This window comes from Nisaea sp. (assembly GCF_034670185.1).
Classification (GTDB): domain Bacteria; phylum Pseudomonadota; class Alphaproteobacteria; order Thalassobaculales; family Thalassobaculaceae; genus Nisaea.
Genome location: NZ_JAXMNY010000003.1, coordinates 544163 through 564924, shown reverse-complemented (window position 1 = coordinate 564924; position 20762 = coordinate 544163). Strand labels below are relative to the sequence as shown.

At 60.7% G+C, this 20762-nt stretch carries 18 protein-coding genes; 9 read left to right on the top strand and 9 right to left on the bottom strand.

Annotated elements, in window-relative coordinates; translation table 11 throughout:
- Positions 1 to 114 precede the first annotated feature (114 nt).
- Genes VOI22_RS16160 through VOI22_RS16145 form a run of 4 tightly spaced genes read right to left on the bottom strand, consistent with a single transcriptional unit; the run spans position 115 to position 4085 of the window.
- Positions 115 to 897: an SDR family oxidoreductase gene (locus tag VOI22_RS16160; protein WP_323797482.1), complete on the bottom strand. Its 783-nt coding sequence runs from the start codon at positions 895 to 897 to the stop codon at positions 115 to 117.
- A gap of 44 nt (positions 898 to 941) precedes the next feature.
- The gene (locus VOI22_RS16155) at positions 942 to 1658 is read right to left on the bottom strand and encodes an HdaA/DnaA family protein (RefSeq protein ID WP_323797481.1); all 717 of its coding nucleotides are present in this window, start codon (positions 1656 to 1658) and stop codon (positions 942 to 944) included.
- A gap of 30 nt (positions 1659 to 1688) precedes the next feature.
- Positions 1689 to 2768 carry an AI-2E family transporter gene (locus tag VOI22_RS16150; RefSeq protein ID WP_323797480.1) on the bottom strand — a complete coding sequence of 360 codons (1080 nt, stop codon included), beginning with the start codon at positions 2766 to 2768 and terminating at the stop codon, positions 1689 to 1691.
- A 48-nt stretch (positions 2769 to 2816) separates the two neighbouring features.
- Positions 2817 to 4085: a DUF2066 domain-containing protein gene (locus VOI22_RS16145; RefSeq protein ID WP_323797479.1), complete on the bottom strand. Its 1269-nt coding sequence runs from the start codon at positions 4083 to 4085 to the stop codon at positions 2817 to 2819.
- A 143-nt stretch (positions 4086 to 4228) separates the two neighbouring features.
- Here VOI22_RS16145 and purM point away from each other — a divergent pair, with 143 nt between their 5' ends.
- The 3 genes from purM to VOI22_RS16130 all read left to right on the top strand — a co-directional run bounded on the left by purM (position 4229) and on the right by VOI22_RS16130 (position 6208).
- A complete protein-coding gene (purM, locus tag VOI22_RS16140) occupies positions 4229 to 5311 on the top strand; it encodes a phosphoribosylformylglycinamidine cyclo-ligase (protein ID WP_323797523.1) in 1083 nt (360 codons plus the stop codon).
- Positions 5308 to 5976 (top strand): phosphoribosylglycinamide formyltransferase, encoded by a 669-nt coding sequence (gene purN / locus VOI22_RS16135; protein WP_323797478.1) that lies wholly within the window; start codon positions 5308 to 5310, stop codon positions 5974 to 5976. Before purM ends, purN begins: the two co-directional genes overlap by 4 nt.
- Before the next feature lie 94 nt (positions 5977 to 6070).
- Complete coding sequence (locus VOI22_RS16130) at positions 6071 to 6208, top strand: aa3-type cytochrome c oxidase subunit IV (protein WP_084608429.1); 138 nt, start codon at positions 6071 to 6073, stop codon at positions 6206 to 6208.
- Positions 6209 to 6309: 101 nt separating this feature from the next.
- Here VOI22_RS16130 and ndk read toward each other — a convergent pair whose 3' ends face one another.
- The 4 genes from ndk to VOI22_RS16110 all read right to left on the bottom strand — a co-directional run bounded on the left by ndk (position 6310) and on the right by VOI22_RS16110 (position 10117).
- Positions 6310 to 6732: a nucleoside-diphosphate kinase gene (gene ndk, locus VOI22_RS16125; protein WP_323797477.1), complete on the bottom strand. Its 423-nt coding sequence runs from the start codon at positions 6730 to 6732 to the stop codon at positions 6310 to 6312.
- Between the two features lie 169 nt (positions 6733 to 6901).
- The gene (locus VOI22_RS16120; protein ID WP_323797476.1) at positions 6902 to 8119 is read right to left on the bottom strand and encodes a MalY/PatB family protein; all 1218 of its coding nucleotides are present in this window, start codon (positions 8117 to 8119) and stop codon (positions 6902 to 6904) included.
- A 40-nt stretch (positions 8120 to 8159) separates the two neighbouring features.
- Positions 8160 to 8609 (bottom strand): DNA polymerase III subunit chi, encoded by a 450-nt coding sequence (locus VOI22_RS16115; RefSeq protein WP_323797475.1) that lies wholly within the window; start codon positions 8607 to 8609, stop codon positions 8160 to 8162.
- Between the two features lie 20 nt (positions 8610 to 8629).
- Positions 8630 to 10117 (bottom strand): leucyl aminopeptidase, encoded by a 1488-nt coding sequence (locus tag VOI22_RS16110; protein ID WP_323797474.1) that lies wholly within the window; start codon positions 10115 to 10117, stop codon positions 8630 to 8632.
- Positions 10118 to 10357: 240 nt separating this feature from the next.
- Between VOI22_RS16110 and lptF the strand changes: the two genes are divergently transcribed.
- The 6 genes from lptF to rsmA are packed head-to-tail and all read left to right on the top strand — an operon-like array spanning position 10358 to position 18010.
- Positions 10358 to 11482 (top strand): LPS export ABC transporter permease LptF, encoded by a 1125-nt coding sequence (gene lptF / locus VOI22_RS16105; protein WP_323797473.1) that lies wholly within the window; start codon positions 10358 to 10360, stop codon positions 11480 to 11482.
- A complete protein-coding gene (gene lptG, locus VOI22_RS16100) occupies positions 11479 to 12573 on the top strand; it encodes an LPS export ABC transporter permease LptG (protein ID WP_323797472.1) in 1095 nt (364 codons plus the stop codon). Before lptF ends, lptG begins: the two co-directional genes overlap by 4 nt.
- A gap of 3 nt (positions 12574 to 12576) precedes the next feature.
- The gene (locus tag VOI22_RS16095) at positions 12577 to 14793 is read left to right on the top strand and encodes an LPS-assembly protein LptD (protein WP_323797471.1); all 2217 of its coding nucleotides are present in this window, start codon (positions 12577 to 12579) and stop codon (positions 14791 to 14793) included.
- 57 nt (positions 14794 to 14850) lie between these two features.
- A complete protein-coding gene (locus tag VOI22_RS16090; RefSeq protein WP_323797470.1) occupies positions 14851 to 16134 on the top strand; it encodes a peptidylprolyl isomerase in 1284 nt (427 codons plus the stop codon).
- Between the two features lie 9 nt (positions 16135 to 16143).
- Complete coding sequence (gene pdxA / locus VOI22_RS16085) at positions 16144 to 17172, top strand: 4-hydroxythreonine-4-phosphate dehydrogenase PdxA (protein ID WP_323797469.1); 1029 nt, start codon at positions 16144 to 16146, stop codon at positions 17170 to 17172.
- Positions 17165 to 18010, top strand: a complete 846-nt coding sequence (gene rsmA / locus VOI22_RS16080) for a 16S rRNA (adenine(1518)-N(6)/adenine(1519)-N(6))-dimethyltransferase RsmA (protein ID WP_323797468.1) — start codon at positions 17165 to 17167, stop codon at positions 18008 to 18010. Before pdxA ends, rsmA begins: the two co-directional genes overlap by 8 nt.
- Positions 18011 to 18081: 71 nt before the next feature.
- Here the strand turns inward: rsmA and VOI22_RS16075 are convergent, their stop codons facing one another.
- Complete coding sequence (locus tag VOI22_RS16075) at positions 18082 to 20730, bottom strand: Rne/Rng family ribonuclease (protein WP_323797467.1); 2649 nt, start codon at positions 20728 to 20730, stop codon at positions 18082 to 18084.
- Positions 20731 to 20762 lie beyond the last annotated feature (32 nt).

The following is a 20762-nucleotide window of genomic DNA, read 5'->3' as shown; positions in this document are numbered from 1 at the left end:
TCATAACACAGGTCGGCCCGGGATATGGAATATCCCGGGCCGGACCGTAAGCCTGTCATGTTTCAGTTCGATGACGGTATTCGCCATATATGGCGAATACCGCCACCCAGCCTCTTACATGGTGCTGCGGAAGGCTCCCCCATCCATCAGCACGTTCTGGCCGTTGATATAGCCGGCATGCGCGCTGCACAGAAAAGCGCAGGTCTGGCCGAACTCATCCGGATAGCCGAACCGGCCGGCAGTATGCTGTGCGGCTTGCTCCGCATAGAAGGTCTCGAAATCGACGCCGGCCTTTTCCGCCTGCAGCTTCATGTTGCCACGCAGCCGGTCGGTGTCGAACGGGCCGGGCAGCAGACCGTTGATGGTGACGCCGTCCTTGGCGACTTCACGGGCGATACCGGCACAAAAACCGGTCAAACCGGTACGGGCACCGTTCGAAAGCCCAAGAATCGCGATGGGCGACTTCACGGCACCGGAGGTAATGTTCACGATACGGCCGAACTTGCGCTCGATCATGCCGTCGATGGTCGCCTTGATCAGCTCAATGGCAGTCAGCATGTTGGCGTCTACAGCCTTGATCCAGTCGTCACGCGTCCAGTCCCGGAAGTTGCCTGGCGGCGGGCCACCCGCATTGTTTACCAGGATGTCGAGCTTGCTGTCGAACGGTGCCAGCGCCTTCGCACGGCCTTCCTCGGTTGTGATATCGCATGCAATGGCGTGCACGGTCGCACCGGTCGCCGACCGGATTTCCTCGGCCGTTGCCTCGATCGCTTCCGGCGTCCGCGAGCAGATCGTCAGATCCGCACCGTTCTGAGCGAGTGCCATCGCCGACGCCTTGCCGAGACCTTTGCTCGACGCGCAGACGAGCGCTTTCTTTCCTTTAATTCCCAGATCCATGGATAGTGCTCCGTTTGTTTGTTTTTTCGTTGTCAGTCCCGGTGCTATCCCGCAGCCCGCGCGTCCAGCGCGCGACGAGCGAGTGGCAGCGTGATCCGGCGCCCCTCGGCAAGCGACATGGCATCGATGTATTCGACCAGCGCCCGCGCTTCCGAAAACGATCGTTCCATGCGTCCGACCAGAAAGGCCAGAACCTCTTCAGCAACGAACAATTGCCGGTCGCGAAAGAGTTTGTCCATGATTCCCGAAATCAACGCGTCATCGGGATCGCTGATCGCCACTGCAGGAAGTGCGGCGAAGCGCGATTTCGCATCCGCCGGATGCAGCGCCATGCGCGAGACCGGCGTTCTGGACAACACCAGCAGAGCGCCCCGACGCTCGACAATCATGTTGTAGAGATGAAAGGCGGGAACGCCCGGCAGGCTCTCATCGACATTGTCCAGTACCACATAGCCCGCGTCGCCGAGCAACGTCGGAAGCCGCTCCGCATCCAGATCCGCGGGACGGAGCATGATGGCGCCCGCCTTCCGTGCCCAGACTTCCGCCAGATGGCTTTTCCCCGAGGCTTCGGGGCCGTGCACGTTCAATCCCCAGGTCGCATCGGGCCAGGACGGCCAGGAATCGATCCAGGCCGTTGCCGCCTCATTGCAGACAGAGACAAGATATTCTCCCCGGTCAAATGCCGGACGATGCTCCAACAACAATGGCAACTGACCGCCCTCGCTGCCGATCCGGCGCGATCCGGTGTTCCGTTCACTCATAATGTGCCCGCCGATCCTGTCTCAATGTCTTTAAGCGTCAGTCTCATCGTCCGATGGCGGTATGCCATGAAGATGGAGCGGGCTGGCGAGATAACGCGCCAGGGCAAAGCGGGTGAGCACCCCGATCACGGCCGCTACCGGTACAGCGATCAGAATGCCAAGAAAACCGAACAGCGCGCCGCCTGCCAGCAAGGCGAAGATCACCCAAACCGGATGCAAACCCACTGCCTCGCCGACAAGGTTGGGCGTCAGGAAGTTCCCTTCGATAGCCTGTCCCGCGACGAAGATGGCGGCGACGATTGCGATCGGCGTCACGGTATCGAACTGCATGGCGGCAAGTCCGATGCTCAGCAGGCCGCCAAAGATCGAACCAACAAAAGGCACGAAGGAAATCAGGCCGGAAAACAGGCCGATGATCACACCGAAATCGAGGCCTGCGAACGTCAGGCCGACGGCATAAAATCCGCCGAGAATCAGACAGACCGATCCCTGCCCGCGTACGAAGGAAGCAAGTGTTTCGTCGATGATCCCAGCCTGCTCCCTGATCGTCTTCGCCTGTGCACGCGGCAGCCAGCCATCCACCGCAGCCACGATACGATCCCAGTCCCGCAGCAGATAGAAGGCGACTATCGGCGTGATAACCAGAAGCGACAGAAGATTGGCCAGCGCCGCACCACCGCTTAGAACCTGCCCGGCAACGGAAATCAGCCACTCGCCAGCCTTCGCCGCGATAGCGGAGAGATTGAGCTCATCCGCCCCACCATTGCCAAGCCAGGTTCTGGCCATGCCAACTACCGGATCGGCAAACGCGAGCAATCTTTCAAGATAACCGGGGAGCGTTTTAGCAAGTAGAACGGCCTGAGCCTGAACCAACGGCACGAGTAGAAGCATGATTCCGAGCCCGGCACAGAAGAAGCCGAGCAATACGACCGTGGTGCCCGCGGTCCGGGACATTCGGAGCCGCTCGCAGCGGTCCACAAGGGGATCGAGAAAATACGCGATCGCCATCCCGGCGACGAATGGCACCAGCACCCCCTTCAGCACGTAAAGAGCGATGACAAGAGCGATCAGAAGCGCGCCCCAGAATGTCAGGCGTTCACGCTGTGTCATGACACTCCCCGTTTCCGGCACGATCTCGAAATGAAATTACTGAGGGCATCACTGCACCAGCGGCGGCAGGACGAGCGGCGCAACGCTGGCGGGCGGCGTGACCGGCTCCGCGTCCTGCACCGGCGCGACGAGCGGTGCTGAAAGATATCTCTCCGGTAGCTCGGTTCCCTCTTTGTAGAGCAACCAGCCGTTTTGTGTTTCCGTCAGGAGGAAATCCTTCTGCTTCAAAGCCAGCGCGAGCTGGTTCGCGTCACCATTGATCCAGACATCGATCAGCGCTTCATTACGTGAAATTCGCAATAATTCGCGCCGCGATACCGACGAGATCTGATCCAGTCCCTTGCGGACTTCGAGCCAATTGTCGAAAGAGGCAATCGGCACGATGACGGTGACACTTGTCTCGAATCCCGGACTGATCAGATTTTCCGACTTCCAGGCTTCCTGGATCTCCGACGTCGATGTTCGTGCCGCGACCGACAGCAGATCCGCCTCAGGGTTGCCCGGATCGGGCGTGACGGTCCGTACCAGGGATCGGCCGTCCGCAATGCCGCCAACATAAGTCAGGTTGAGCTCAATGGCCTGCCCCGCCGATTCGATGGAGATCGGTCGGGCGTTTACGACAACCGCCTGCTCCGCGCCGTAGCGCGCGGCTATTGTCATAATCGCTTCGCGATCCGCCAGAACGGCTTGAACCGCGGTGATATCGCGAATATCCGCAAGATCCCCATACGGCACCGCGATCGGCACCAGACCGCTCGCATTGGCCCGGTCCAGCCATGCCGCAAGCCATGGGCTTTCCTCATCCCAGAGCAGCGGCTTGCTGCCGTTATTGTAGACCGGGAGGATCAGCACGGGTTGGGAGGCTACCTCGGCATAGGCGACACCAAGAGACGTGAAATATTGCCGCACTGCCACCGGATTGAAGCGGAAGTTCAGCGACCCGAGATAACGGACATCGGAGGTCCGTTCCCGTGCGACTTCATATCCGACCGTCAAACCGACAAGCAAATCGTCGGACAGTGGCGGCAGGCCCGCGGCCTGCGCCTTCGGCACCAGGCGATCGATCAGACGGCGCCACGCCTCGCGGCGGCCTTCCCCGATAGCCTGGGCCTGAGCCTGGGCTGCAGTAGCGGCCTGCGCATCCACCGAAACGCCGCGCACCTCGAAAACTCGACTCGCATCCGATTGTGCCCGGGCGTTGCTCCCCGAGAAAGTGACGGCCAACAGCATGATTACAAACAGCATAAGACGGCAGGCAGCCGGCATTTCGGCTGTCCGTTCCGTATCCCGCGCGCGGTTTCCAGCCCCAATACCCATCAGCACGTTCTTCCCTGAACTATGTTGCCGTCCGCCAAATACGCTTGCGGTCCCGGCCCCTGCGTCTTACACCCTGATCCGGGCAGAACAATGGCACCGCGGACACTGCCCGCCCCTTATACCGGAAGGCTGAGGAGGAGACCATATCAGCTCCCGATAGACCCAACCGCCCCCTTACCTACAAGGAAGCGGGCGTTGACATTGATGCGGCGGACCAACTGATCGAATTCATCAAGCCTCTGACCAAGTCAACGGTCAGGCCTGGCGCCGATGGCGCGATTGGCGGCTTTGGTGGTGTCTTCGATCCGAAAGCCGCCGGGTTCAAAGACCCGGTCTTCGTTGCCGCGACAGATGGCGTCGGAACGAAACTCCGCCTTGCCATCGATACCGGAAACTATTCCGGTGTCGGCACCGATCTTGTCGCCATGTGTGTGAACGATCTGGTCGTGCAGGGCGCCGAGCCGCTGTTCTTCCTCGATTACTATGCCACTGGCAAGCTCGATGTCGAAGCGGCCCGCACGGTCGTTGCAGGGATCGCCGAAGGTTGCCGCCAGTCCGGAGCCGCCCTGATCGGCGGCGAGACGGCGGAAATGCCGGGCATGTACACGGACGGCGATTTCGACCTCGCCGGATTCGCCGTTGGCGCGGCGGAGCGCGAGAATCTGATCCTGGAGCCGAAGGCCGAAGCCGGTGACGTGATTCTCGGTCTTGCCGCCTCGGGCGTGCATTCGAACGGCTTCTCGCTGGTGCGCCGGATCGTCGACCGCTCCGGTCTCAGCTGGGGTGACGATGCTCCCTTTGCAAAGGGGCAGAGCCTCGGCGACGCGCTGCTGACGCCGACCCGGATCTATGTGAAGTCCTGTCTGGCAGCTCTCGCAAGCGGCGGCGTCACCGGCCTCGCCCATATCACGGGCGGCGGTCTGCTGGACAATCCGCCGCGTTCCTTCGCGAAGCATCTTGCTGCCGAGATCGATGTCGAAAGCTGGACGCTTCCGCCGGTCTTCAGATGGCTGGCAGAAACTGGCGGCGTACCGGCAGAAGAACTGGCCCGGACCTTCAATTGCGGCATCGGCATGACCCTGACCGTTTCGGCGGACCGGGCGGATGCTGTAACCGAAATCCTGGCAGAGGCCGGCGAAACTGTCTTCCGGATCGGCAAACTGACCGATCGGGCAGACGGTGCACCGTCCGTCACACTGCAAGGACTCGGGACCTGGCCCGCGTGAGCAAAGGAAAACTAAAGGTCGGCGTTCTGGTCTCGGGCAGCGGCAGCAATCTGCAGGCACTGATCGATGCCTGCGCCGCCCCTGACCATCCAGCCGAAATCGTCACAGTGATCTCGAACCGTCCGGGCGTTCGTGCCCTAGACCGAGCAAAGGCGGCAGGCATTCCAGCTGTTGTCTTCGATCACAAGAACTACGCGGACCGCGCCAGTTTCGATGCGGACATGCAGAAAGCACTCGACGCGGCTGGCGTGGAATTCATCTGTCTTGCCGGCTTCATGCGGCTTCTGACGACCGCGTTCGTCGAACATTGGAGCGGGCGGATGATCAACATCCACCCGTCCCTGCTGCCGTCCTTCAAAGGGCTTAACGTCCAACAGAGGGCTATCGACGCAGGCGCGCGGTTCGCCGGATGTACGGTGCATTTCGTCACACCGGAAATGGATGTCGGCCCAATCATTCAGCAGGCAGTGGTGCCGATTCACCAGGACGATACCGGTGATACGCTGGCCGCTCGCATTCTGGTGCAGGAACACCGGATCTATCCCGCTTGCCTTAAATGGGTGGCGGAAGGCCGGGTGCGCATCGAGGGCGAGCGGGTGTTCCTCGATGGGGCCAAATACCCTGATGCCGCCCTGCATAACCCGTCATCTGAACCAACCGGCTGACGATAGAGGCTTGGCGCCTCGGGCCCGCTGAATTATACAGTTTGCAGAGTTACGAACCGGGTTCAGCCCGGCATGACATTTCTACGGAGGCGATATGGCTGCGAGCAACGGATCCACGGACAGCAATTATCCGGAATACAAGAATAATTACGAGTGGTTCATCGGCATGCTGAAATGGTCGACCGTGAGTGTCATCATTCTGCTGATCCTGATGGCCATCTTCCTGGTCTGACCCCTCTTGGTCTGACCGGTGGACCAGTCAAACCAGCCGCAAGGCGGAATCAAAAAGGGCCGGTCAGTTGACCGGCCCTTTTTCTATTCGGCAGCAATAACTCAGCCGACGATTTCGTTGCCGCTGAAGAACTGGGCGATCTCGATCACGGCGGTTTCCTCGGCATCGGAACCGTGCACGGTGTTCTCACCGATGGACTTGGCATAGGCCTTCCGGATGGTGCCTTCGGCTGCTTCGGCCGGGTTGGTGGCGCCCATCACGTCGCGATAGGTCGCGATGGCGTTTTCGCCTTCCAGAACCTGTACGACAACCGGAGCCGAGATCATGAACTCGACGAGCTCGCCGAAGAACGGACGCTCGCTATGCACGGCGTAGAAGGTTTCAGCCTGCTTCTGAGTCATCTGGATGCGCTTCTGCGCGACAATGCGCAGGCCCGCTTCTTCGATCATTTTGTTGACGCCACCGGTCAGGTTACGCTCGGTTGCGTCCGGCTTGAGGATGGAGAAAGTGCGCTGAATGGCCATCGTGTCTCTCTTCTGGTTCTGCTGGACGGCCGGAGCCACCCGCGAAATTCGATTGAAAAAGCTAAGCGGGCGCAAAAGCGCCCGGCGCGCGCCTTATAGCGGTGCGGGCGGTACGGGGCAAGCCACCCAATGACATGCCCCGCCCCGAACTTTTACCCCGAACGCCTGATCAGGCGCGGCGTTTCGCCACCGCGGCCTCGATCCGCTCCAGCGCATCGGTCAGGATAGAGCGCGGGCAAGCGATATTGATGCGCTCGAAACCCTCGCCCTCGACGCCGAAGACATAGCCCTCGTCGAACAGGACTTTCGCTTCTTCATGCATCAGGGCTTCAAGCTCCAGCTTGTCGAGGCCAAGCCCCCGGCAATCGAGCCAGACCAGATAGGTGCCTTCCGGATGCACCACCTTGATCTCCGGAATACGCTCGGCAATGAAGCTTTCAAGGTAGTTGGCGTTTTCGCTCAGGTAATCGAGCACCTGTGCCAGCCACTCCTCGCCTTCGTTGTAGGCAGCCATGGTGGCAACCAGACCAAAGCTGTTCATGCCGCCGATGCCGGAGGCAAAAATCTCCTTGTTCAGCGCCTTCCGGTAAGCCTCGTTCGAGACGATCATGTTGGACGTGTGAAGGCCTGCCAGATTGAAGGTCTTCGACGGTGCCGTGCAGACAACCGCATTGTCCATCATGTCCGCTCCAAGCGTTCCAAACGGCACGAATTTGGAGCCGTTCAGCATCAGGTCGCCATGGATCTCGTCGGCAATGACGACAACACCGTTCTTTTTGCAGATTTCGCCAAACCGCTTCAGTTCCTCCTCAGTCCAGACCCGGCCAACCGGATTGTGCGGACTGCAGAAGACGCAAAGCTTCACCTTTGGGTCCGCCGTCTTGGCTTCAAGATCGTCGAAATCCATCCGGTAGACACCGTTCTCCATCACCAGCGAGTTGGAGACAACTTCACGACCGTTATTCTCGATCGCGTAGGTGAAGGGATAATAGACCGGACGCTGGATCAGTACCTTGTCGCCCGGTTCGGTCAGAGCCCGGACCAGCAGATTGAGGGCCGGCACCACGCCCGGCGTATTGACGATCCATTCCGGATCGACCTTCCAGCCATGGCGCCGTTCCATCCAGCCGGTAATCGCTTCGTTATAGTCCGGCGTACGGACCACATAACCGAAGATCGGATGATCGATGCGCGCGCGCATGGCCTCGCGGATCGGCTCCGCAATCTGGAAATCCATGTCGGCGACCCACATGGGCAAGGTCCGCTCGGCGCCAAGATCAGGGTCCGTGCCTTCCCACAGCTCCCGCTTGTCGCCGCGCCAATAGATCTGCCACTTGACGGAATTCGTCCCGGTCCGCCGGATCTCCTGATCGAAATCGTATTTCACCTGTTACTCCAGGGTTCGCTAATTTCATCCATGACCGGACTCAGCCAGCCTTCTCCCAACCGCCGCTTTCGGTCTGCCGCCAGTAGGCGAGCGTATGACCGGCAGCCTTGTAATCCTTCCAGCGGGCCCGTGCTGCTTTCACCGCTTCGTCGTTGCGGCCGTCGAACAGCTCGAACACGCGCTCGTAATCGCTCACATGCTCCGAGGTCGCGCCATCCGTCAGAAACAGAAAGCGCGCCTCGTTCGGGTTTTCGTCCGCAATCGTCAGCCAGATCGGCTGCAATTCCGCGTTCCCGTCCTTTTCGCTGCCATGAGGCAGCCAGCTATCCTGATCGAACGCCCAGAGATGGGCATTGAGGTCGGCGACGCGCTCCTCGCTCGACGCCATCACGACGACGCGGGCCTCCGCCTGAAGCGACTTTTCAAGAAGCTTCGGCAGAGCCCATTCCAAGGGACGCGCCGTCAGATGGTAGAAGTTGATGTCTGTCATCACAAGGAGCGCCGTGCCGGTCAGGCTTCGTAATTCGCCTGCACCAGCTCATTGAGCAAACGCACGCCCCAGCCGGTTCCGCCTTTCGGCACCGTCGAGGACGCCTTGGAAGCCCAGGCCATGCCGGCGATGTCCATATGCACCCACGGCAGGTCGTTGACGAACCGCTCAAGGAAGCAGGCGGCGGTGATGCTGCCACCCCAGCGCGCGCCGGCGTTCTTCATGTCGGCAATGTCGCTGTCCATCATCTTGTTGTATTCCTCGCCGAGCGGCATCCGCCAGATCTTCTCACCAGCGGTTTTCGAGGCGACCTCAAGCTTGCCGGCCAGTTCGTCATTGTTTGCGAAGAAGCCGCAATTGACCTGACCGAGTGCGACCATCATGGCGCCGGTCAAGGTCGCGAGATCGACCATGAATTGCGGTTTGAAGCGGTCTTGCGTGTACCAGAGCGCGTCGGCCAGAACGAGACGGCCCTCAGCATCGGTATTGATGATCTCGATGGTTTGACCGGACATGGACGTAACCACGTCGCCCGGCCGCTGGGCATTGCCGTCCGGCATGTTCTCGACCAGGCCGACAACGCCGATCACGTTGGCTTTTGCCTTCCGCCCTGCCAGCGCCTTCATCAGGCCGACCACGGTTGCGGAGCCACCCATGTCCCACTTCATGTCTTCCATGCCACCCGCCGGCTTCAGGGAAATGCCGCCGGTATCGAAGCAGACCCCCTTGCCGACAAAGGCAATCGGCTGCTGCTTCTTCGGCCCACCGTCCCAGCGCATAATGACCATCCGGCTCTCGCGCTCGGAGCCCTGGCCGACACCGAGCAGCGCGCCCATGCCGAGCTTGGTCATCTGCTTTTCGTCCAGCACCTCGATCTTCACGCCGAGCTCTGACAGCTCCTCGATACGCTTGGTGTAGGAAGTCGGGTAGAGCACGTTCGCCGGCTCGCTGACCAGATCGCGGGCCATGAAGACACCGTCCGCAACGGCATGCAGCCCGGCAAAGGCTTTCTTTGCCGCCGTCGCTTCATCGGTCAGAACCGTCAGCTTCTGCAGGACAGGCAGGTCTTCCTTTTTCTGCTTGGTCTTGTACTTGTCGAAACGATAAGTGCGCAGCAGGCCGCCGAACGCCAGCCGGGCAGCCCGGGCAGCCGCGCCTTCGTCTGCCGTGCCGTCCGGAGCGTGCGACTCGAACAACACAGCCGCTTCCTTGTCGCCCGCATCGAGCAGAGCGCCGACGATGGAGCCGCCTGCATTCTCGGCCCAAAGCTCGTCGATCTTGCTGCCGTCACCGAGGCCATACAGGAGCACCGTGCCCGTCGCACCGAACACGGAGAGGGTCTGGTTTGACTTGCCGGTGAATTTGCCGGCCTTCATTGCCCGCGACAGCAGGCCGCCGAGTTGCTCGTCCAGTGTGGCGCCAAGCGGCAGCAGGACATTGTCTTCCATCACTCCGACAACCACTGCGCCCTTGGTCGGCAAGGCCAACTTCTGAAACCCAATTTTCATTCCGATTCTCCCTCTGAGCAAAGGTTCGCGCCGATCAGGCGCATGCGTGCCTGGTGTGCCGACCGGAAGATTTCCGCGGGCGCTGTGTCGCCGGGTAGCCCTGCATGCGCGGGTAACGAACCTGTGCTGCTCGCATCCTGATTAAGTTCGTGATTGGAAACACTTGAAACATCGCTATCATGCGCTCTTCGAAGCGGGTTGCGCAAGAACCCGCCTGGGCACGACCAGCCAAACGGGATCATGAGGATCGACCGCTACGTCATTCGCCAGATAGTGGCCGCGATGATCATTGTTGTGGTCTCGCTGACCTGTGTCATCTGGCTGAGCCAGTCCCTGCGTTTCATCGACATGATCGTGAACCGGGGCCTACCGCTCGCGACATTCATCTACTTCACTGTTCTGCTGATGCCGACCTGGCTATCGCTGGTGCTGCCCATTGCCTGTTTCGCCGCGACGATGTTCGTCTATAGCCGGATGGCAAGCGATCGCGAACTGGTCGTGCTCACCGCGTCCGGCCTCGGGCCGCTGGGGCTTGCCCGCCCGGCCATAATCGTTTCCATCATTGTTACTCTGCTCGGCTATCTGCTGAGCCTGTATCTGGTCCCGGTCTCTTACCGCGGCTTCAAGGAGCTGCAGTTCCAGATCCGGCACAATTACACCAACGTGTTGCTGCGCGAGGGTGTCTTCAATTCTATCAGCGACGACGTGACGGTTTTCGTGCGCGCCCGCCAACCGGACGGAGAGCTTGCCGGGATTATCGTCCAGGATGATCGTGACGAGAGCGAGTCGGTCACCCTGCTGGCCGAACGAGGGGCGCTGATTCTCGATGGCAATGATCCGAAAGTCCTGATGGTGAACGGCAACCGGCAGGCACGCGAAAATGCGACTGGGCGTATCAATATTCTCTATTTCGATCGCTACACTGTCGATCTTGGCGGCCTGGGCGAAGCGGGTCAGCGTACGGCGCGCGACCAAAACGAGCTTTTCGTCGACGAGTTGCTCAACCCGACGGAGCAAATCACCCAGCCCCGCAATTTCCTCAAATACAAGGCTGAGGGGCATAGCCGCCTGGTCACGCCACTGCTCGGTCTCGCCCTGCCATTGATCGGGCTGGTCGTCATTCTGAAGGGGGAATTCTCCCGCCGGGGCCAGAGCCGCCGCCTGATTGTCGCGGTCGTTCTGGTCGGCCTGGTGCAGGCGGCAGTTCTCGGCTCGAAATACGCGGCGGCCAAGGAGTTCGGATTGCTGCCGCTGATGTATGGCAGCGCGATCGCACCAATACTGATCTGCCTGATCATTCTGGCCCGTCAGAAGCTGCGCCGGCCACGCTCTCCGTCCGCACCGGTCGAAGGGTCGCCCGCATGAAATTGTCGGGGACGCTCTCATTTTATTTCGGCAAGCAGTTCCTTTTCTGGGTGCTCGGCACGTTCTTCGCGATCATGGGGATTGTTTATCTGCTCGATGCCATCGAGTTGCTGCGACGGGGGTCTGACAAAGAACTCGCAACCCTGACCCTGATGCTGCAAATGGCTGCACTGAAAGCTCCCCAGATGGGGCAGACCATCCTGCCATTTGCCACCCTGTTCGGCGCCATGCTGGCCTTCACCCGGATGACGCGTTCGAACGAACTTGTGGTGGCGCGCGCGGCCGGTGTTTCGGTCTGGCAGTTCCTGCTGCCGGCCCTGATGATCGCGTTCCTGATCGGGGTCTTCAAGATCACCGTCTTCAATCCGGTCGCCTCCGTGATGACGGCCAAATACGAAGCGCTCGAGAACAAGGTCCTGCGGGATAAGGGAAACTTCATGGCGCTGACAGATGGTGGTCTGTGGCTCCGGGAGCAGAACAGTACCGGCCATTTCGTCCTGCATGCCACTGGCGTGGCGGCCGACGGCGCCAGCCTGTCTGGCCTGACCGTGCTGTTCTTCGAAGGAGAAGACAACTTCGACGCCAGGGTCGACGCCGCAGAAGCAACATTGAAATCCGGCTTCTGGCAGATGAATAACGTCATCCTGACCACCAAGAACGCCATTCCGGAAACCCGCTCTGTTTATCGCCTTCCAACAGCACTCACGCTCGAAAACATCCAGGACAGCTTTTCTCCACCGGAGACCATGTCGTTCTGGGAGCTGCCTAAATTCATCTCTATTCTGGAGAGCGCAGGCTTTTCCGCGGTCCGGCACAGGCTCTACTGGCACGCTTTGCTCGCTTCACCGCTGCTGCTTTGCGCGATGGTCCTGATAGCGGCCACCTTCTCGCTCCGCCTGACCCGGCGCGGCGGGACCATGGTCTGGGTCAGCGCCGGCCTGTTCACCGGATTTTTTCTTTATTTCGCGTCCGACCTAGTTTTCGCTCTGGGATTGTCCGCCCGGATTCCAGAAGTGCTTGCCGCCTGGACACCGGCGACCGTGACCGCGCTGCTCGGCTGCGCCAGTCTGCTTCACCTTGAGGATGGTTAATCCATGATCCTGGGCCTTCATTTCTGGAACCGGACACGCCGCCATCTCGAGACAATCTGCTGCAATGTCCTGGTCGCCGCTGTCTGCTTTAGTGTGCAGGCCACCCAGTCCAGACCTGCAAGCGCCCAGGAGAGCGCCATCGGCGATGCGCCGGTGCTGATGGTCGCCGACGAGCTGGTGCACGACGAAACCCTTGGCACCATCACCGCTCGCGGCAATGTGGAACTCTCGCAGAACGACCGCGTTCTGCTGGCCGACAGCGTCACCTACAATCAGCGCGAAGATACCGTGATCGCCAGCGGCAATATCTCCCTGCTGGAGCCGACGGGAGAGGTCATCTTCAGCGACTATGCGGAACTGCAAAACGAACTGAAAACGGGCCTCATCAATAATCTTCGCCTGCGCCTGACGGATGGCTCCCGCCTCGCCGCGAACCGGGGAACGCGCACCGCGGGGCAGCGCAAGATATTGTCCCGTGCTGTCTTCACGCCTTGCGACAGCTGTAAGGAAGACCCGTCACGGGCTCCTCTGTGGCAGATCAAAGCGCGGAAGATCGTACATGACGAGGTCGCCAAGGACATCATTTACAACGATGCGACCCTTGAGATGTTCGGCGTCCCGGTGCTCTACACCCCCTATCTGGCGCATCCAGACCCGACGGTGGATCGGCGCAGCGGTTTCCTTGCGCCTCTGATCGGCACCTCGGACGAACTCGGCTTCATCTATGGCCAGCCCTACTATCAGGTGATTGACGAGTCCAAAGACCTGGAGCTCATGCCTATCGTCTATTCCGAAGACGGCGGCATACTGAAGGCCAGATACCGGCAAAGGTTCGCCGATGGGCTGATCGATTTTCAAGGCACAGCCGGGCTGCTTGATCAGCGCGACAACAACATAGAAACCGGCGAGCAGGATCCCGAAGGCAGCGTGGATCTTGAGGGGCGCTTCGATTTCGACCGGACATGGCGCGGCGGCTTCGACCTGGAGCAATCCAGCGGCCGTACATACCTGCGCCGCTATCGCCTCGACAGCCGCGAGGTCCTGACCTCCCGGGCGTACGCCGAAGGCTTCAGGGGCCGCAATTACACCTCCGTTCAAGCGTTGAAATTTCAGGGCCTCAACCCGGGTGATTCCAGAGACAAGTCCCCGACGGTCGCGCCGCTTTTCGAATATAGTTTTGTCGGCGAACCGGATCCGGCAGGTGGACGTTTCCAACTGGATGCAACCGCCATGTCGCTGACCCGGGAGACCGGCGCGGACAGTCGGAAAATAGCCATACGCAGCGGCTGGTCCCTGCCCTATATCGCTCCGGCCGGGGACATTTACACCCTGACCGCGACACTCGACAGCGACTTCTACCAGACCGACGACCTTGCGAACGGCGAGGGTGGAGACACCGGGCGGCTGTTCCCCCAGGTCGGGATGAACTGGCGCTATCCGCTGGCCAGGGCTGGAGAAAACTACCACCAGACCGTCGAGCCGATCGTCAATCTCGTGCTTTCCCCCAACGGCGGGAATCCGGACGCGATCTCCAATGAGGACAGTCAGTCCTTCCTGTTCGATGACACTAACCTGTTTCGCATGAACCGGTTCACCGGAAGCGATCTGGTGACGAGTGGCAGCCGCGTCGACTATGGTTTCAAAACGGGTGTCTATGGCAATGGAGGCGGCTCCTCCACCTTGCTCTTCGGCCAGAGTTACCAGTTCTTCGGGGATGGCCCGTTCGAGGCCGGATCAGGCCTTGACGACGATCTCTCGGACTATGTCGGCCGGGTGCATATCAGTCCGAGCCAAGATCTCGACTTCCTGTTGCGGTTCCGGCTCGACAAGGATGACTTCACCCCGCGTCGCAGCGAGATCGGCATGCGTTATCAGCATCCCCGCTTCTCGATCAACGCTGACTATGTGCTCCTCGACGACGAAACCAATCCCGATGATATTGCGGGTGAGACCAATTTCCTGAAACGGGAACAGCTCGATATCTCCGGCTCCTTGAAACTAAGCGAGTTCTGGAGCGCGAACGGACGGATCGTGCAGGACTTCTCAGATGGTGCCAACCGCACCCTGATCGCATCTTCCGGGCTGGTTTATGCCGATGAGTGCTTCACATTCGGCCTTGTCTATGAAAGAAGCGAGCTGGAAGACGACGATATCGAACCGGAACAAACCGTCATGTTGCGAATTGCCTTCAAACATCTCGGCGGCTTCTCCAGCAACTAACGCATACAAACCACGGGTACACATCGAACCAAAATGGCGAGATCTGGGTTGAGTTTCATGAAGTGGCATTTTCCGACTCTGTTGCGGATCGCCGTCACGGCATTTGTTCTGACAGCTGGTGCATCTTGCCTGGGCGGCACGAAAGTCCTGGCGCAGGACGCGCTAAGGATTGCCGCCATTGTCAATGACGACATCATTTCGGTCCGGGATCTCGACGCGCGCGTGCGGATGGTCATCACCGTCTCGAACCTGCCGCGCAACGCCCAAACCTTTCAACGCATCTGGCCACAAGTCCTGCGCAGCCTGATTGACGAGAAGCTGAAGCTTCAGGAAGCCAAGCGGCTCTCAATCGATGTCAGCTCCGACGAGCTGGAGCGCGCGAAGCGGTCAATGGAGCAGCGCAACAAGCTGGCGCCGGGATCGTTCGACCGCTCTCTTCGGAGTCAGGGCATCCAAAGCGAGACGGTGCTGGACCAGATGCGAGCCGACATCGCCTGGGTGAAACTGGTGCGCCGGCGGTTCCAAAGCACCGTCGAAGTCACGACCGACGAAATCGACGATGCGCTGAACCGGTTGGAGCGCAACAGGGGCGAGCCCCAGTTCCGGATCCGTGAAATTGTCCTCGATTCAAACGATCCCTCCGTAAATGACGAGGAAGTCGCCGAGCGGCTGGTCAATCAGTTGCGGTCCGGGGCCGAGTTCGATGCGATTGCGCGTGAATTCTCCCAAGGCGCAACGGCGGCTACCGGTGGCGATATCGGCTGGACCACCAGAGAACAGCTCGGTGACGAGGTTGGAGCTGCTGTAGATGACTTACAGCCCGGCGAGATCAGCGATCCGATCAAGACGATATTCGGCTACCAGATTATCCAGCTGGAAGAACGACGGATCCTGAGCGCCCCCAACCCGGCAAAGGCCAAGGTCACCCTAAAGCAGGTTTTCGTTCCAGTGCCGCCCAGTTCCTCTCCGGAAGCTGAAGCCAGCCAGAAGAGCATTGCGACAGCCGTGTCCGAAACCGCGCAAAACTGCGAAGATATGGACCTGCTCGCGGCCGAGCTGAATTCGCCGGCGGGAACCGATCTTGGAACACTGGAAATCGGTCAATTGTCCGCGCAGCTTCGGGAGGCCGTGATCGACCTCAAGGTTGGCGAGCTCTCCGAGCCGGTGCGCCTGCCGTCCGGTTTCAGCACCATCATGGTCTGCGCCCGCGAGGAGCCGGAGAGCGATCTGCCCGGCCGAGAAGAAATTGCGAATCAATTGAGGGCCATCAAGTTCGAGACCTTTGCGCAGCGCTATCTGCGTGATATCCGCCGGGACGCATTCATCGATACCCGCGTCTAGGTCGGGACCATGACAACCAGATCCAGTCTCTCCGACATCCCTCCTCTCGCGGTCACTCCGGGAGAGCCGGCGGGCGCCGGTGCGGAGATCACCCTCAAAGCCTGGTCTTCGGCCCGCACGCGCCTCTCCCCGTTCTTCCTGCTGGATGATCCGGAGCGGCTGGAGAGGCTTGCACGACTGATCGGTGCGGATGTCCCGGTCAGGGTCATAGACAAGCCAGAGGACGCGGCCGACGTCTTCGAACGGGCTCTCCCGGTTCTGCCCATCACGTTCTCGACGCCCCCGGCTCCCGGCAAGCTCGATCCGGCAAATGGCGGCGCGGTCATCGAGGCGATAGAACGCGCCGTGCAATTCACCTGCGACGGACAATCCTCCGGCGTGGTGACCAATCCGATCCAGAAAAGCGTGCTATACGAGGCAGGCTTCAAGTATCCCGGTCATACCGAGTTTCTGGCTGCACTTGCCGGCCCGGACGTGACACCCGTGATGATGCTGGCAGCGCCTGCGATACGCGTTGTTCCGATTACCATCCACATCCCGCTGAAGCAGGTCCCGGAGGCTCTCACAACCGAGATGATCGTCACCAAGGCCCGGATTACTGCCGAAGCCCTGAAGCGGGATTTCGGCTGCAAAGCCCCGCGATTGGCGATCGCCGGACTTAACCCTCATGCCGGAGAGGATGGCACCATCGGAACCGAGGACCGGGACATCATCGTACCAGCGGTACAAGCCCTGAGAGCCGACGGCATCGCTGCCTTCGGCCCCTTGTCCGCCGACACCATGTTCCATGCCGAGGCGCGCGAGAGCTACGACGCGGCAATCTGCATGTATCACGACCAGGCATTGATCCCGATCAAGACCCTCGATTTCTGGGGCGGCGTGAATGTGACGCTCGGCCTGCCCTTCATCCGCACATCGCCGGACCACGGCACCGCGCTGGAGCTGGCCGGCACGGGACGCGCTCATGCGGACAGTATGATAGCCGCGCTGACCATGGCGGGCGATATGGCGCGCACCAGGGCGAAGCATCATGACTGATCCGATCATCGCCGCTGTCGAGGCCCTGCCCCCGCTGCGCGACATCATCGCACGCTTCCAGCTTTCGGCCCGTAAATCGCTCGGCCAGAATTTCCTCTTCGATCTCAACCTGACCCGGCGCATCGCCCGCGCAGCCGGCAATCTTGCCGAAGGCACCTGCATCGAAATCGGTCCGGGGCCAGGAGGACTGACCCGCGCGCTGTTGCTGGAAGGCGCCCGCAAGGTTATCGCCATCGAGCGGGACCGCCGCTCCATCGAAGCCCTGCAGGACCTTGTCGATGCCGCTGACGGCCGTCTGGAGGTTATCGAAGCGGACGCGATGGACATCGATCTCACAGCTCTGGGAGACGCCCCGCGACGGGTTATCGCGAACCTGCCCTACAATGTCGGTACACCGATGCTGCTGAGCTGGTTGAAGCGAGCCGAAGCTTTCGAAAGCTTCACACTGATGTTCCAGAAAGAAGTGGCGGAACGGATCTCGGCATCACCGTCCACATCGCAATACGGACGGCTCAGTATAGCCGCACAATGGCGGGCAGAGGTCTTCCCGCTGTTCGACATCCCACCGCGTGCCTTCACGCCCGCGCCGAAAATCATTTCTCAGGTCGTCCGGCTTAAACCGCGTCCGAAGCCGCTGGCCGAAGCGGACCCGGACCTGCTCGAACAGGTCACTGCCGACGCATTCTCTCAGCGCCGTAAAATGCTGCGCGCATCCCTGAGGAGCTATGGCGGCGCCGAGTTCCTGGAAGCCATCGGAATTGACCCGACAGCACGCCCGGAAACACTCACCGTCGAGGAATTCTGCGCCCTTGCCCGTGCGGTAGCCGCTCAGCGCTGAGATCCGTCATCCGGAAACAAAAACGGGGCGCCCGACAGGCGCCCCATTTTCTTATGATTTCGATTGCCGTCTTAGGACGGAATCAACCGGTTCCACCAGCCACGGCGCGTCTTGCCCTCTTTGGCAGGACTGTCGGCATCGGCGGCCGTACCGCTATCTGCAGGCGCTTTTTTCGGCTCTGACGGAGCGGCTTCAGCGATCTTGTCAGCTCCGTTCCCGGAAGAAACTTCGGCAGCGGCCGGGGCCTCTTTCACCGGAGCCGCATCTGCTTTCGGCGCCTCGTCAACAGCCGCGGCTTTCTTGGCCCGGCTACGGCGACGCGGTTTCGCAGGCTTTTCTTCGGCCTTCTCTGCCTTCTCGTCGCTTTCGGCTGCGGGAGCGGCTTCGGTATCAGCGGCCTTCTTGCGCCGGACACGCGGCTTGCGCTTCGGCTTTTCTTCCTCGGCGGCCGGGGCGTCAACACTCGCAGCGGCCTCAACCGCTGCAGTTTCCGATGCAACGTCCTCGACTTTGGCCGGAGCCTCCATCACCTCAGGAGCGGCAGCATCAGCTTGTCCATTCTGATCGGCAGACGCAGCCTGACTATCCTGGCCTTCGGATGCATCCTCACCGGTCTGCTCCCCGCTTTCGCCATTCTCGTTCGCTGCAGCGCCTTCTTCACCATTGCCACGACGCGACCTGCGGCGACCGCCGCGCTTGCCCCGACGGCGGCGCTTCTTGTTGCCATCCTCATCGTCACCGGACGCAGCTTCTCCGTCGGCCGCAGCGGGAGCAGAGCTTTCGTCGCCCTCTTCCGCCGCCTCTTCGGAAACGCTCTCACCCTGATCCTGCTGCTCGGCAGCGCGTTTTTCACCACCACGGCGGCGGCGACGGCGGGACCGCTTGGGACGACGCTCCTCGTCACGCTCTTCCGTATCACCCTCGACCTCGGCATCGGCCTCAGTTTCGACCTCTTCATCATCCTCCTCGACGTGCGGGGCGATGATAGGTGCCGCGAGATCGATCCGGTCGCTGGCCGATTTCGGCAGCAAACGCTCGATGCGCATATCCGGCGTCACAAGGCTGTCGTCGGCTTCCAGGAAGACCAGGAAACCGTATCGTTCCTCGATAGTCGCCAGCGCTTCACGCTTCTTGTTCAGGATGTAGAAGCCGACCTCGGAAGGCACGAAGACGGAAATCTCGCTTGCCTTCTGCTTGATTCCTTCTTCCTCAATCGCGCGGAGCACATGCAGGGCCGTCGAGTCCGTGGAACGGACGCGGCCGCTGCCGGCGCATTGCACGCAGACCTGGGTCGAGGCTTCGAAGACACTTGGGCGCAGCCGCTGACGGGACAATTCCATCAGTCCGAAATGGCTGATCCGGCCGAGCTGGATACGCGCCCGGTCGTTCTTCATCGCATCCTTCATGCGCCGTTCGACGGCATGCTGGTTGCGCGGCTCGTCCATGTCGATGAAATCGATGACCACAAGGCCGGCCATGTCGCGCAGCCGAAGCTGGCGCGCGACTTCGTCCGCCGCCTCGAGGTTCGTCTTCAGCGCGGTTTCCTCGATGTTCCTCTCGCGCGTGGCGCGGCCGGAGTTCACATCGACAGCAACCAGCGCTTCGGTCTGGCTCATCACCAGGTATCCGCCGGATTTCAGCTGCACGACCGGATTATGGATCGCGTCGAGCTGACCTTCGATCTGATAGCGGTGGAACAGCGGAACAGTCTGTTCCTTGTAGGGCTGCACGCGCTTGGCGTGACTAGGCACCAGGGTACGCATGAAGTCCTTGGCGATCCGGTAGCCATCCTCGCCCTCGACCAGAACCTGGTCGATATCGCGGGTGTAGAGATCCCGGATTGAGCGCTTGATCAGGTTGGCTTCCTCGTAAATCAGACAAGGTGCCGAGGAGGTCAGTGTCTTCTCACGGATCTGGTCCCAGAGCCGGAGCAGATACTCATAATCGCGCTTGATCTCGGTCTTGGTGCGCTGGCTACCGGCCGTCCGGACAATCACCGCCATGCCCTCGGGCAATTCCAGCCCTTCGACAATCTGCTTCAGACGCTTGCGATCCGCGATATTGGTGATCTTGCGGGACACCCCTCCACCACGCGCGGTGTTCGGCATCAGTACGCAATAGCGGCCAGCCAGAGACAGGTAAGTGGTGAGCGCCGCGCCTTTATTGCCGCGCTCTTCCTTGACCACCTGCACCAGCATGATCTGGCGCCGGGTGATGACTTCCTGGATCTTGTATCGGCGGCTGATATTTTTCCGCGGACGGACATCATCGTCGTCACCGTCCGTATCGTCGCCGCCAATGCTTTCCGGCGGCGGGGCGGGCGGGCCGTCCTCGTCTTCGTCTCCGGCCGTGTGACTGGCCCGGGCCTCTGCCCGCTCTTCCGGAGTTGGCGCTGGAGCGTCATCTCCAGCTGCGGCAGCAGCGACCGCGTCCTCCGCCCGCTCTTCGGCGAGCAGGGCTTCGCGATCCTCGACCGGGATCCGGTAATAATCGGGATGAATTTCGCTGAAGGCGAGGAAGCCGTGACGGTTCCCGCCATATTCAACGAAAGCAGCCTGCAGGGACGGCTCAACCCGGGTTACCCGGGCGAGATATATGTTTCCCTTAAGCTGCTTGCGAGATTCTGTCTCGAAGTCGAAATCTTCGACACGATTGCCACTCAGAAGGACCACTCGGGTCTCTTCCGCCTGTGTGGCGTCGATCAACATGCTTTTTGACATTAAAAGTAGACTCCTGGGCCACGCGTGTCGCG